A 13401-nucleotide genomic window follows, 5' to 3' on the forward strand; every position below is an offset into this window, starting at 1 on the left:
GGGCATCTGCGCGAAAACGGCATTCCGGTGGTGGCCGACAGACCCGGCGTCGGCCGCAACCTGCAGGACCATATGGAGCTCTACATCCAGCAGGAATCATTGCTGCCGATCACGCTCAATTCGGTGCTGAATCCGTTCTCGAAAGCGCTCATCGGGGCGCAGTGGCTGTTCCTCAAGAACGGGCTAGGCGCCACCAACCATTTCGAAGCGGCGGCCTTCGTGCGATCGCGTGCCGGCGTCGACTACCCCGACATCCAGTACCATTTCATCCCCGCGGCAGTCCGCTATGACGGCAAGGCGGCGGCCAAGTCGCACGGCTTCCAGGCGCATGTCGGACCGATGCGCTCGAAGTCGCGGGGGTCGGTGACGCTGCGCTCGCCGGACCCGAAATCGAAACCGATGATCCACTTCAACTACATGTCGCATCCAGACGACTGGGCGGAGTTCCGCCACTGCATCCGGCTGACCCGCGAGATCTTCGGCCAGTCGGCGTTCGATCCCTATCGAGGCAAGGAGATATCGCCGGGCAGCCACGTGCAGTCGGACGACGATCTCGACATCTTCATCCGGGATCACGCGGAGAGCGCCTACCATCCTTGCGGCACCTGCAAGATGGGCCGCGCCGACGACGTGATGAGCGTCGTCGATCCGGAGTGCCGGGTCATCGGCGTCGAAGGATTGCGGGTCGCCGATTCCTCGATCTTCCCGCGCGTCACCAACGGCAATCTCAATGCGCCGTCGATCATGACCGGCGAGAAGGCATCCGATCACATCCTTGGCCGCACGCCGCTGGCGCCGTCCAACCAGGAACCATGGATCAATCCGCGCTGGCAGGCGTCGGACAGATAGAGCATGATCGTGTGACTGCACGATCCGCATGCCGCGAAAGACAATCTGGAGACTTCCATGCGCGCTCAGCCCACGGCATCGCACTATGTCAACGGACGCTACATCGAGGACGAAGGCGGCGCCCCGCTGCCGGTCATCTATCCGGCAACCGGCGAGACCATCGCCATGCTGCGTTCGGCAACGCCGAACGTGCTGGAACTCGCCGTCGAGGCCGCGCGGGCGGCGCAGCCCGCCTGGGCGCGGCTGAAGCCGGTCGAGCGCGGGCGCATCCTGCGCCGCGCCGCCGACATATTACGCGCCCGCAACGCCGACCTCGCTCGCATCGAGACGCTGGACACCGGCAAGGCGATCCAGGAAACGTTGGTGGCGGATGCGCCCTCGGCTGCGGACTGCCTTGAATATTTCGGCGGTGCCGTTGCCGCCTACAACGGCGAGTCGGTCGATCTCGGCGGACCCTTCGCCTACACAAGGCGCGAAGCGCTCGGCGTCTGTGTCGGCATCGGCGCATGGAACTACCCGATCCAGATCGCCGGCTGGAAATCGGCACCGGCGCTCGCCATGGGCAATGCCATGGTGTTCAAGCCGTCGGAAAACACGCCGCTGTCGGCGCTGGCACTGGCCGAGATCTACAGCGAAGCGGGGCTACCCGACGGCTTGTTCAACGTTGTGCAGGGCTATGGCGATGTCGGCGCCGGGCTTGTCGGCCACGATGTCGTCGCCAAGGTCTCGGTGACCGGTTCGGTGCCGACCGGCCGCAAGGTGCTGTCGCTTGCCGGCTCGAAGATGAAGCACGCGACGATGGAACTCGGGGGCAAGTCGCCGCTGATCGTGTTCGACGATGCCGACATCGAGAACGCCATTGGCGGCGCCATGCTCGGCAATTTCTATTCGACCGGACAGATCTGCTCCAACGGCACGCGCGTCTTCGTGCAGAGCGGCATCCACGACCGCTTTGTCGACCGTCTGATAGAGCGGACCAAGAAAATCCGCATCGGCGACCCGCTCGATCCCGAAACCCAGATGGGACCGCTGGTCTCCAAGGCGCAGCACGACAAGGTGGCCGGCTATATCGAGATCGGCAAGCAGGATGGAGCGACGCTTGCTTGCGGCGGCAATGTGCCTTCGCTGCAGGGCTTTCAGGGCGGCTTCTTCGTCGAGCCGACGGTGTTCACCGGCGTGACCGATGGCATGCGCATCGCCCGTGAAGAAATTTTCGGACCAGTGATGAGCGTGTTGAAATTCGACGGCGAGGACGAGGTGATCGACCGCGCCAACGACACCGAATTCGGCCTCGCTGCCGGCGTCTTCACGCGCGACCTGCCGCGCGCCCACCGCGTCATCGCCGAACTGCAGGCCGGCACCTGCTGGATCAACGCGTATAATCTGACGCCGGTGGAAATCCCGTTCGGCGGCTTCAAACAGTCAGGCATCGGGCGTGAGAATTCACTGGCCGCACTGGCGCTCTATTCGCAGCTGAAGTCGATCTATGTCGAGACCGGGGATGTGGCGAGCCCGTACTGAGGCTGCCCTTACGCCTTCAGGTCGGCCGTGCTGTCCAGATACTGGGTCAGCGCGCAGACCAGATGATAGAAGATGCTGGCCGGAACGTCCGATGCCAGTGAGCGGCCGCGCTCGTCGATGCGGTCGATCCACAGGCCGAGCGGCGCCGGGTCGATGTGCCAGCGGAACAGCCGGCCGACGCGCGCTTCGATCTCGGGCTTCAGATCGGGGCCGCCCGAGCCATCCAGTGCGATCGCCGCCTTCACGGCTTCGGCCTGCGGCCAGCTGCGCGATATCAGGTCGAGCGGCAGGCCCTGCCGCGAGACGGCGCCATAGGCAAGCCCGGTGGCGCGGTTGAGGCCATTGGCGATGGCCGAGGCGTAGAGTTTCCTGGCAAAGCCGCTCAACTCGGCCTGGCCGCTGCGCCCGGCGAAATCGACCAACAAAGAGGCCCATTCGAAATGGTGGCCAGGCTCGGTCCACGAGCCTTTCTCGCCGGCGGATGGTTTCCATTCGGCATCGAAATACTCGCCAAGCGTCCAGCTTTCCGGATCGAAGAAATGACTGCGGAAGAGGTCGATGATGCGCGCTGCGCGGCGCAGATGGGCGCGCTCGCCGGTCGCCTGGTGCCAGGCGAGGAAGGCCTCAAGCAGGTGCATATGCGGGTTGGAGCGGCGCTCGCCTTTGCCATCCGATGTCTCAAGGAAGCCGGTCATGCGGCTGTCTTCGAGATGCGCATCGAGAAAGGCGAAGGTTTCCTCGCCGAGGCGCAAGGCGTCGGGATTGCCAGACATATGCGCATGCGCCAGTGCCAGGAGCACGCAGGAATGATCGTAGGCATCCTCGGTGGCGTCGGCAACCGAACCGTCAACATTCAGCGTCCGAACCCAGCCGCCCTTGTCGGTGCGGCCCTTGCCGGCCATGAAGGCGATGCCGTGGCTGATCAGCCGGTCGGCCGGACCGTCCCAGCCGCGCGCCCGGGCAACGGCGAAGGCATAGACCTGCCTCGCCGTGGTGCGCATGCGCTTGGGCTTCATCAACGGCGAAGCGTCCAGGCCAAGCGCTTCGTGAAAGCCGCCATGGCGTTCGTCGACGCCCGATGTCGACCACAGCGGCAAGGTCTCCTGAAACAGCCAGTGATGCACGCGCCGCCGCCAGGCGCCGCTTTCGATGACGCGGTCATGCGCCGGCGTGAACCTGGTTTCCAGGCGACCCGATTTTTCGAGCTGCTCGACGATCTTCTTGACGTGTTGGCTGTGGCTGACCGGAGCGACGAAGGTGGCATCCGATGTCGAAACGATGGCGATGTCCTTCATGCCGATCGCCGACAGCAGGCGGCCGTCACTGCGAATGTAGGAATTCTCGCAATCGATGGCGACGACGTCGCCGATGATGACATTGCCCCGGTCGTCGGCGGGGCCGACATCGAGCAGCGACTGCCATGAGCCGAGATCGTTCCAGCGGAAGCCGGCCGGCACCATCGCGATGTCTTTTGCCCGCTCCATGATGGCGTAGTCGATCGAGTTCGACGGAATGGCGGCGTAGAGTTCTAGCGGCATGTAAAGGCCGGACAAATCCGATGTCGCTGCCTTGTACGCTGCTTCGGTGGCCTGCCAGATATCCGGCTGGAACGCTATGAAGGCATCACGCATGGCGCTGGCGCGAAAAAGGAAGATACCGGTGTTCCAGTAGAAATTTCCGGCCTTGAGATAGCTTTGCGCAATCGCAAGATCCGGCTTTTCGACGAAGCGCGACACGTCGAAGATGCCGCCGCTTTCGGCCGCAACCTCGATATAGCCGTAGCCGGTCTCGGGCTGTGTCGGCCTGATGCCGAACACCACCAGCCGGCCGCTACGCGCTGCCTCGGTGCCGGCTTCGACGCTCTGCCAGAACTGGCGCGGGGTCGATATCTCATGGTCCGACGGCACCACCAGCACCAGGCTGTCGCCGAACTCGGACAGTGTGCGCAGCGTCGCCAGTGCGACGGCGGCGGCTGTGTTGCGCCCGGTCGGCTCGAACAGCGGCCCGCCGCCGGCGAGGTCGAGGCCGGCAAGATCGGCGTGAACGCGGTCGGCATGGCGCTCCGCGGCAATCAGGAAGATCGGCGTTTCGCCTTCCGGCCGGGCCGTCAGCCGGCGCAAGGTCTTGGCCAGCATCGAGCCGTCGCCGGACAGATCGTGGAACTGCTTGGGATTGTCCTCGCGCGACAGCGGCCACAACCGCGAGCCGACCCCGCCGCTCATGACAAAACTGACAATCCGCTCGGTCATTCAACCACCATTCAAAAGGTCTGGTTGTAGGCGCCCACCTCGGGGCTGCGGCGCAGCACGGTGTCGACAGCCTCGAACATCTCCCGTCGACGCTGCGACGACACCGGGCTTTCGACGACCACGACCAGTTCCGGCTTGTTCGACGAGGCGCGCACCAGTCCCCAGGTGCCGTCCTCGGCGACAACGCGCACGCCGTTGACGGTGATGAGGTCGGCGATCTTCTGGCCCGCAAAAACCGTTCCATCCCGCTTCATGGCCTGAAAGTCGGCAACCACCCGCTCGACAACGCCATACTTCACATCGTCCGCGCAGTGCGGCGACATGGTCGGCGTGCCAAAGGTCAGCGGCAGCGCGCGGTATAGATCGGCCATCGAACTGCCGGGGCTGCGGTCCAGCATCTGGCAGATGGCAATGGCGGTGACCAGCCCATCGTCATAACCCCGCCCGATCGGCGGGTTGAAGAAGAAATGGCCCGACTTTTCGAAACCGGCGACGGCGCCAAGCTCGGCGACGCGGCGCTTGATGTAGGAGTGGCCGGTCTTCCAGTAGTCGGTGACGGCGCTGTTGGCGCGCAGCACGCTGTCTGTGTTGAACAGGCCGGTCGACTTGACGTCGACGACGAAGGTCGAGCCCGGATGCTGGCTGGAGATATCGCGCGCCAGCATCACACCGACCTTGTCGGCAAAAATCTCATTGCCCTCATTGTCGACGACGCCGCAGCGGTCGCCGTCACCGTCGAAGCCAAGGCCGACATCGGCTCCAGTCTCAAGCACCTTGTCCCTGATGGCATGCAGCATCTGCATATCCTCGGGATTGGGATTGTAGCGCGGAAAGGTGTGGTCGAGTTCGACATCGAGCGGGATGACCTCGCAGCCGATGCGCTGCAGCGCTTGCGGCGCGAAGGCGCCGGCGGTGCCGTTGCCGCAGGCGGCGACCACTTTCAGCTTTCGGGTGATGCGCTTGTCCTCGGTCAGATCGTCGAGATAAGTAGCGCGAAAATCGCGAACGAAATCGTAGGAGCCGCCGCCGACGAGATCGAAATCGCCGGCCAGTACAATCTGCTTCAGCGCGCTCATCTCTTCCGGCCCGAAAGTCAGCGGCCGCGCCGCACCCATCTTGACGCCGGTCCAGCCATTCTCGTTATGCGAGGCGGTGACCATAGCGACCGAAGGCACGTCCAGTGCGAACTGGGCGAAATAGGCCATCGGCGACAACGCCAGTCCGATGTCCCTCACCCGAGCGCCTGCAGCCATCAAACCGGACACCAGCGCCAGCTTGATGCCAAGCGAATAGGAGCGGAAATCGTGCCCGGTGACGATATCGGGACCGGCACCGACACGGCGGATCAGCGTGCCAAGCCCCATTCCGAGCGCCTGGACGCCGATCAGGTTAAGTTCGGGCGCGACCTGGCCAAACCACCAGCGCGCATCATATTCCCTAAACCCGGACGCCTTTATCAGCGCCGAGGTTTCAAACTCGAACGTGTTGGGCCGGGCTTCGTCAACGAAATTCAGCGACAAGACAGGACACTCCGAACGACACAAATGCGGTTGTCGAGGCGGTAGCTTACCGGAACCGTTCTTCCGGCCTATCTATCAGTTTGGTTGATCCCTTTCACGACATGGAAAGCCGGCGAGCATCGTTGTCGGGCTATTTCCGCGGTGCCCTGCAAGCCCTGATGCCCGCAAAGATCCGATAATACCGCTGAATGTCGTGATGCCGCGATCTGATCGACGACCGTGCCGCGTTCCAACGTAGGCTGGATTGCGACTCCCAGGACCACCCATAAGGAGCGTTTCCTGGCGTTAATAAACCTTGTAATATTTTGTGATCGCCGCCATTCGAGTTCTCCACAGTCGCGTCCCATTGACCATCTGCGGTTGCTAGAATCCCCCAGGGGAATGCCTTAAGCAGCCGTGAGCAAGAAGCAAGTCTTCTGCTCTGACGAACGCACAGCTTTAAGCACGGGCGCAAAAATGCCGCTGTTTTTTTTCGATATCCGGGACGGCAAATCCCATTCTCCCGATACAGAGGGCACCCACTACGTTGGTGCGCTCGAGGCCCGGGTAGACGCGGTTAAAATGCTGGTCGCCATGGCACAGGACGAAGTTCAGGGCGGGTTACAAAGCAACCTTTCGGTGACTGTTTCTGACGAAAGTCGTCGGCCCGTTATGGAAGCAAATATCGATTGCAGCATAAAAGTCTTTTGACAAATTCCCGATAGCCCTGGACCTAGTTGGCTCCGTCGGGATGCAGCAAGCTTTGTGCAGCTGTCCTGGCCGCACTTGACTTACGGCAGCGGCTTCTGATCACTTTTATACCCCGAGACCACGTAAGCGGAGAAGGCCGCACGATGCTGCTGCACCTCCTCGATACAGCCACGCAAGCTTCGAATGCACATTGCCGGCAGCCCTTCTACTCGTTCGCAAGCGACCGCCGCGGTACTGTCGCACGCTCGATCGCGACGACCGTCCCTTATTCGACTTCGCTGCCGATATTGCACAGGACGGGGGCCTGGCACATCGCCAGGAACCTTTGCCACCGCGAAGCCAATTCGGCGGAACTGGATTACAGGACGTTGACGGTGGCGTGGCCCGGCGCCGGAACGCTTCGTTCCAAGGCGGCTACGCCGCGCCGAGCACGGGCTCTCGTGGCGCAAACAACTGCAAGTGCGATGAAGAAGAGGATGCCTGGATCAGCGCTGCCACCCGACACCGACATTGCAATTATGCTTGCAAGGGCAGCATTCCTGACGCTCGTCACGATTGCATCTGTCTCTGCATCCACCCGTTCCCGAACCGCGCCCAGGCCTCTGGTCACGACATAGAGCAGGGCCACTATCATCAGCGATCCAAACAGACCCAACTGCGACAGGACAGCGATCGGCCAACTCGATGCCCTTGAACTGCCGAAACCAACGCCCAGTCCGCTCGTATCGAGAAACGACTGCAGGCTCTTTACATTCCAATAAGTGCGCTCATGGCCTGACCCGGAATCCGCTTTGTTAATGATGGTGCTGTTGATCAGTCTGACGAACGGGTCCAACGCCTCGGCTTTGTAAAGACTAATGCCCAGTACGGCGGTCCCGCCCACCACCATGAGAGCTATTATCAGTATCTCTTCGCGCGCAACTTTTCCCCTGATGACCGACTGTAGCATGGACAACGCAACGGGGATGCATAGCAGTGTCAGCCCGACGTAAGCCGTCGATGAAGTCGACAGAATGGACAAGAAGAGCAGGATTCCGGCCAGCCATTTCGCAAGCGGTGATTTGGTCTTTCTCCAGTAGCTGTAGCAGAATGCCAGGCAGGCGAGAGAAACGCTGGCGAACGAAGAGGCCTCCGAAAAAGGCCCGGTGATCCGCACAAAGCCTGCCTCGACCGCGTTCGATATAATCGCGTAGTTGGCGGTTCTGATCGGGGCCAGAAAGTCTCCCGCCCCCGCGGTCTTGCCAATGAAATCGATCAGCCCCATTCCCGCGTGCAGGCCGCACCACAAAAAGAAGCCGCGCCTGATTTGATCGATCCGGTTGGAGTGCAGCAGCAGGGCGCAAAGTGCTATCGCGGCGAGGCCACCAAGAATAAAGTAGCCCGTCTGCGAAATGTTGGCTGAAACGGGCGCCAATGAATCTTCTACGACTGTTCCACGGTTCTTGGACTGCACGAATACGGTCGTCTGTCCCGCAAAGAACCTCGGAAACAGCCATGATCCGATGATTGCGTAAAGCATAAGGCTTGTAAGGACCCAGATCGACCCGATGCTTCCGAACACGAATCCAAGATCAAACCAGATACGCCGTCTCGCGGCGACGGCCGTGACGAGCAGGCCCGCGAATAAGGTGTAGATCAAGGGGGATGAGCCACCCAGAAAGCTCAGGGTCATCACGGCCGTCGCACCGAAAGCCTGGGAAGCGATCAAGCCAATGATCAGCATTCCCCTTGAATAGTACGCAACAAGCAAAATAGCCGCGCATACTAGCAGTCCCGGCAAAGACACCTGCATGCCGATCGAGTTCCCGGTGAGCGGATACAGCAAGCTGTCCGATGGCCAATCTTTCGGCAGGTGAGTATCCCCCGCAAGAGAGTCAAAGGGGGTAGCCTTCACCCGCGAAGGGAGGTAGCGGACGCGCTCGTCTCCATCGCCCTTGCCCTTGATGGTGAAGGCAGTGGCCGGCGCAAAATGCGATCCTGGGCTGAATGGCCGCATCTATGTCGGCACTAAGAAATGCGCGTGACGGACCGAAGGCTGGCAACGGGCGGGTTGTCTAGAATCCACCATAAGGAGGAGAGGCGATATGACACCCACGATGTATATCGCATGTTCGGACCCAAGCAGGGTCAGGCAATTCAAGGAAATCTACGAGTGCGCCACTGTGAAAGCCAAGTACCCTGACAGCCATATTGCCAGCAAAGCTGTCGAAAGACTGATCGACGCGCTGGAAGCCGAGATCCAGAATGCCGGATCCGTTCTGGATATGTGTTTGCTGACGGAGGATGGTCCTCAGGTGGCCACCTCAGCCCGAGCCTTCGCAACGCGTATCTGTGTCGGCACAAGCGCGGCGCGGCCGCCCTGGCTTCGCGTTTCCCGGTAGGCGTCGGGATTTCGTGGCTCAAAAATTTACCGAAAATTAACTTATGTTAGCGCCCGCTTGTGAATAGCCCATAAGCTACTCACGCTGTTCTGGCTGGGAATGAGGAACAGCGGGTGCACCAGGTTGGACAATTCCAGCCAGGCTCTCAGAACGGGTGGGCATTACTATACTTTCTGAAGAAACTGGCGAGTGAGGGGCTAATTGCCGCCTCAGGGCGAATTTTGTTGGGAAAAGGGTGGGTTAGAGTATGAGTTCCACAGTAGAACTGCATAAATACACTTCGGTAGAGCCGGCAGGAATTCCGTCCGGCGGAAAAGCAACGGTCCATGAACAAGTAGGCAGAGAATGCCTCCTCATCTTGGACGGAAGGGCGCTAGATCGCGAATGTCTGGCATCGGCCTTGGAAGACCACGAACTCGGCATGGCCGTCGAGGCCAAGGGTTCGATAGACGAATGGCGCGTGAAAGAGGGGATGATCCTTGCAGCCATTCTTTTCAACCTGGGCGGCCGGAAAGTCACCGACCATGGCATAGCGGATCAGATCAGGCGCATTTCGTCCGAGTTCAGGTCGGTGCCTGTGGTGATCTTGGCCGACACAGAAGACCTTGCACAGATACTGGCGGCTCTCGAATGTGGCGCACGTGGCTACATTCCGACCTCTGTCGGGATCGACGTCTGTGTCGAGGCGATCAATCTTGCGGTGGCAGGAGGCATTTTCGTTCCTGCAAGTAGTGTCCTGTCCATGCGGCACCTGATAGATTCAGGCAGCCTTGAAACACCTTTGACAGGCATGTTCACGCTCAGACAGGCTGAGGTCGCCCAGGCGCTCCGACGCGGCAAGGCGAACAAGATCATCGCCTATGAGCTGAACCTGAGAGAAAGCACCGTGAAGGTGCACATCCGCAACATCATGAAAAAGCTTAAGGCGACCAACCGGACGGAAGTCGCTTACAAGGTCAACGATCTCTTCGCCGAAGGATCTCTGGCTGTGGAGTGACGAAGCAAATGAGACGCTAACTTTGGTTAAATCGTGCGGGCCGTTTTGCTCTCGCGTAGCGTCTGATCTGGGGGATGATTGCTGCACAATTGAGGGACCTCCGTCCCGCTGGACACCCGTGGTGGACGCCCCGCATATAGCCAGCTCCCATATGTCCTGTTCCTAAAGACTAACCATTGCGAGGCGTCCAAAGCACTCCTGCCTCACTGTCCAGCAACCAGCCGGAAGTGACACTTCGTCAATGGCGAGGACCAGGTTACTGCTCTCTCGTGGAACTGGTCGTGCCGTCCTGGGGGACCAATCCTTGCGACAGCGACCCCGGAGGGCTATCGCTACAATATTTTGACCTTCCTAAGCGTGAAGGCCTCCGCAAAGTGCTCGGGTGCCCGGCATTCCATTCCACGCAACCGCGCAAGCCCGGCGAATGTCTCCCGATCGAACCAGTCCTTTGAGCGCTGTGTCCCGAAGTGCTCGTGAAGGAGTTGGATCTTGCGTTCCAGCACGTGGGCTGCAATCGGCACATACGCATTGGGTTGGCAAAGATCGCCGTCCCATTTCGGAATCTCGTATTCGAGCACAAGGTGATCGCGGAAAACGTTCCAGGTCAGTTGGTTGACCTCCCTATGGTCCTGATGGGCGTCGAACCTGGCATGGGTTAATATCACGTCGGGATGAACCCTTGATCTTACGTCCATCAGCCAATGCTTTATCGATCGGCTGTGAACTGGGAAATAGCCGTCTTCAAAATCCGCAACGTCGATCGTGGACGAATGGGATCCTTCGAGGAAGGCTTCGGCCGAAGCCCTGGCTTCGGCCGACCGCTGGCCGCCGGCGCTTAAGACGCACCAGTGGACGTGAAGTTTGACCTCCGACGCGATCAGACTGAGGATTGTGCCTCCCGCGCCGATCTCAATGTCGTCGGAATGGGCCCCGACGCACAGAATCGAGAGTTCCTCGCCGCCACGCGCGAGACCAAGCCCCTTCATGATGCGGCCAACCCCATACTACGCCTATTCTTCTCGGCGGTGGCTATCATACTCCAGGGCATGTCGCCCTTTTCGACCATGTCTTCGAGTGATTGCCAATCGCGCAGCGTGTCCATTGAACGCCAGAAACCCTCGTGCTTGTACGCCATCAGCATGTTGTCATCGATCAGACGCTTGAACGGCTCGACAACGAGTTCCTCGCCGTCGCGCATGTAGTTGAAAATTTCCGGACGGAATATAAAGTAGCCGCCATTGATCCAGATCTCCGATGTCTCGGCCGCACGAAACTCGCGCACGCGGCCATCTTCCGCGATGTCGGCCAAATGGTAAGTCAGCGGCGCGTGCACTGCCAGAAAGCAGCCGATCTTGCCGCTGGCCTCGAATTTTCTGATCATGTCGTCCAAGTCGACATCGGTCAGGCCGTCGGAATAGTTGGCCAGGAACATCTTCTCGTTCCTGACGTGATCCTGCGCAGCCCACAGGCGCTCTCCAATGCTGCGCCAAATACCGGTATCGAGCAGAGTGATGCTCCAGTCCTTGATTGTGTCGCCGAGGAGCTTGACGTCCTGGCCTCCTCGCGTAACCACGCAATCGGAAAACGTTTGCGGCCGGGTGTTCAAGAAAAAGTCTTTGATCACGTTGGCCTTGTAGCCCAGACACAACACGAACTCGTCATGCCCATAGTCACTGTACCATTGCATGACATGGCGCAGGATCGGCTGGTGGCCGAGCGGTATCATCGGCTTTGGGATGCTTTCGGAATAGTCGCGAATGCGGGTCCCGCGACCGCCACAGAAAAGAATGACTTTCATTTCTCGTACTCCGACGGATCGATTACGGTCACGAAAGGAATCGGCACTACGAATTTCGCGTTCCAAGCGGCGACATGGCGCATCTGCTGAATGATCTCGTCCTTCAGATTCCACGGAAGGATGAGGATGTAGTCTGGCTTAGCCTCGTCGATTTCGTCGACGGGCTTGATCGGGATGTGCATTCCAGGTGTATAACGCCCGTGCTTGTACGGGTTGCGGTCCACTGTGAAATCCAGGAAGTCGGTGCCGATGGCGCAGTAGTTCAGCAGCGTGTTTCCCTTGCCAGGCGCGCCGTAACCGCAAATCGTCTTGCCCTCTTCCTTGGCCGAAATCAGGAATGCCAAGAGATCACGCTTCGCGCGCTGCGCCTTGTAGCCGAAAGAGGCGTAGGTCGACATCTCTCCAAGCCCATGCCTGGTTTCGCGCTCGAGCAATTGGGCGATGCTGTCCTTCCTCGGCCAGGCACTGCCTTCGTGGCAGAGATAGACCCGCAGCGACCCACCGTGGGTGGGAAGTTCCTCGACATCGATCAGCCGCAGCCCGTGACGGGCCGCCATCAGGTCGACCGTCAACAGTGAGAAATACGAAAAATGCTCGTGGTAGATGGTGTCGAACTGGTTCTCCGCCATCAGCCGCTCGATGTGTGGGAATTCGAGAGTGACCATGCCCTCCGGTTTGAGCAGGATCGCCACCCCGGCGACGAAGTCGTTGAGGTCTGGCACCTGCGCCAGGACGTTGTTGCCAATGATGAGGTCCGCGCGAAGTCCTTCGCCCACCATTTGATTTGCCAGCCGGACGCCGAAGAAGTCGACCCAGGTGGCCACCCCCTTCTCGATCGCGGCGCGCGCGACATTGGCTGCCGGCTCGACGCCCAACACAGGAACGCCGAGTGGCAGAAAATGCTGCAGCAAGTAACCGTCATTACTTGCGAGTTCCACCGCAAGGCTGTCAGGGCCAAGCCCAAGGCGTCGTGTGATCGTCTCGCAATAAAGTTTCGAATGAGCCACCCAGCTGGTCGAGAACGAAGAGAAGTAGGCGTATTCGCTGAAGATGGTCTCTGGGCTCATATACTCCTTGAGCTGCACCAGATAGCACGTGTCGCAGACAAGCACGTTGAGCGGGTAGTAAGGTTCCATCTGGTCGAGCTGGTCGGGCTGCAGGAACCTCTCGCACGGCGGCGACATGCCAAGATCGACCAGGGTGTGGCGCAGGCGCGACCCGCAGAGCCTGCAGCCGACATTCCGGCTTGCCGCACTATGATCGCGGACGATTTCGACTGCCTGAATGTTCATTCCCCCTGCTCCTGTCTGCTGGTTAGAAAACGGAGACGCGGTGCGCTACGCAGAACCGATGCCTGCCGCGCCTCCGCAGGCAGATGGCCACAGGTTAGGATCTG

10 protein-coding genes are annotated in these 13401 nt (G+C 60.3%); 4 read left to right on the forward strand and 6 right to left on the reverse strand.

The window, feature by feature from the left end; all coding sequences use genetic code 11:
- Both EN884_RS07045 and betB read left to right on the forward strand, forming a co-directional pair.
- A partial coding sequence (locus tag EN884_RS07045; RefSeq protein WP_245491903.1) for a GMC oxidoreductase occupies positions 1-849 on the forward strand: 849 nt, incomplete at its 5' end.
- 57 nt (positions 850-906) lie between these two features.
- Positions 907-2370, forward strand: a complete 1464-nt coding sequence (gene betB / locus EN884_RS07050; RefSeq protein WP_013532682.1) for a betaine-aldehyde dehydrogenase — start codon at positions 907-909, stop codon at positions 2368-2370.
- 8 nt (positions 2371-2378) lie between these two features.
- Here the strand turns inward: betB and EN884_RS07055 are convergent, their stop codons facing one another.
- The gene (locus EN884_RS07055) at positions 2379-4619 is read right to left on the reverse strand and encodes a mannose-1-phosphate guanylyltransferase/mannose-6-phosphate isomerase (protein WP_128360511.1); all 2241 of its coding nucleotides are present in this window, start codon (positions 4617-4619) and stop codon (positions 2379-2381) included.
- 11 nt (positions 4620-4630) lie between these two features.
- On the reverse strand, positions 4631-6139 hold the full coding sequence (locus EN884_RS07060; protein ID WP_128360512.1) for a phosphomannomutase/phosphoglucomutase: 1509 nt from the start codon (positions 6137-6139) through the stop codon (positions 4631-4633).
- Positions 6140-6535: 396 nt separating this feature from the next.
- Between EN884_RS07060 and EN884_RS07065 the strand changes: the two genes are divergently transcribed.
- Entirely contained in the window at positions 6536-6829 is a 294-nt protein-coding gene (locus EN884_RS07065; protein ID WP_127218776.1) for a hypothetical protein, read from the forward strand.
- Between the two features lie 358 nt (positions 6830-7187).
- On the opposite strand, the gene EN884_RS07070 is transcribed toward EN884_RS07065, so the two are convergent.
- Complete coding sequence (locus EN884_RS07070) at positions 7188-8825, reverse strand: hypothetical protein (protein WP_244507007.1); 1638 nt, start codon at positions 8823-8825, stop codon at positions 7188-7190.
- A 683-nt stretch (positions 8826-9508) separates the two neighbouring features.
- On the opposite strand from EN884_RS07070, the gene EN884_RS07075 reads away from it, so the two are divergent.
- Positions 9509-10207, forward strand: coding sequence for a response regulator transcription factor (locus tag EN884_RS07075; RefSeq protein WP_244507031.1), 699 nt, complete (start codon positions 9509-9511; stop codon positions 10205-10207).
- 332 nt (positions 10208-10539) lie between these two features.
- Here EN884_RS07075 and EN884_RS07080 read toward each other — a convergent pair whose 3' ends face one another.
- From EN884_RS07080 to EN884_RS07090, 3 genes are read right to left on the reverse strand one after another with little or no spacing between them, the layout of a single operon-like run.
- The gene (locus EN884_RS07080; RefSeq protein WP_063170844.1) at positions 10540-11193 is read right to left on the reverse strand and encodes a PIG-L deacetylase family protein; all 654 of its coding nucleotides are present in this window, start codon (positions 11191-11193) and stop codon (positions 10540-10542) included.
- Positions 11190-12005 (reverse strand): sugar phosphate nucleotidyltransferase, encoded by an 816-nt coding sequence (locus EN884_RS07085; RefSeq protein WP_063170845.1) that lies wholly within the window; start codon positions 12003-12005, stop codon positions 11190-11192. Before EN884_RS07085 ends, EN884_RS07080 begins: the two co-directional genes overlap by 4 nt.
- Positions 12002-13297, reverse strand: a complete 1296-nt coding sequence (locus EN884_RS07090; protein WP_063170846.1) for a class I SAM-dependent methyltransferase — start codon at positions 13295-13297, stop codon at positions 12002-12004. Before EN884_RS07090 ends, EN884_RS07085 begins: the two co-directional genes overlap by 4 nt.
- Positions 13298-13401: the final 104 nt, after the last annotated feature.

It is taken from the genome of Mesorhizobium sp. M7A.F.Ca.AU.001.01.1.1 (genome assembly GCF_004022735.1).
Classification (GTDB): Bacteria; Pseudomonadota; Alphaproteobacteria; order Rhizobiales; family Rhizobiaceae; genus Mesorhizobium; species Mesorhizobium ciceri.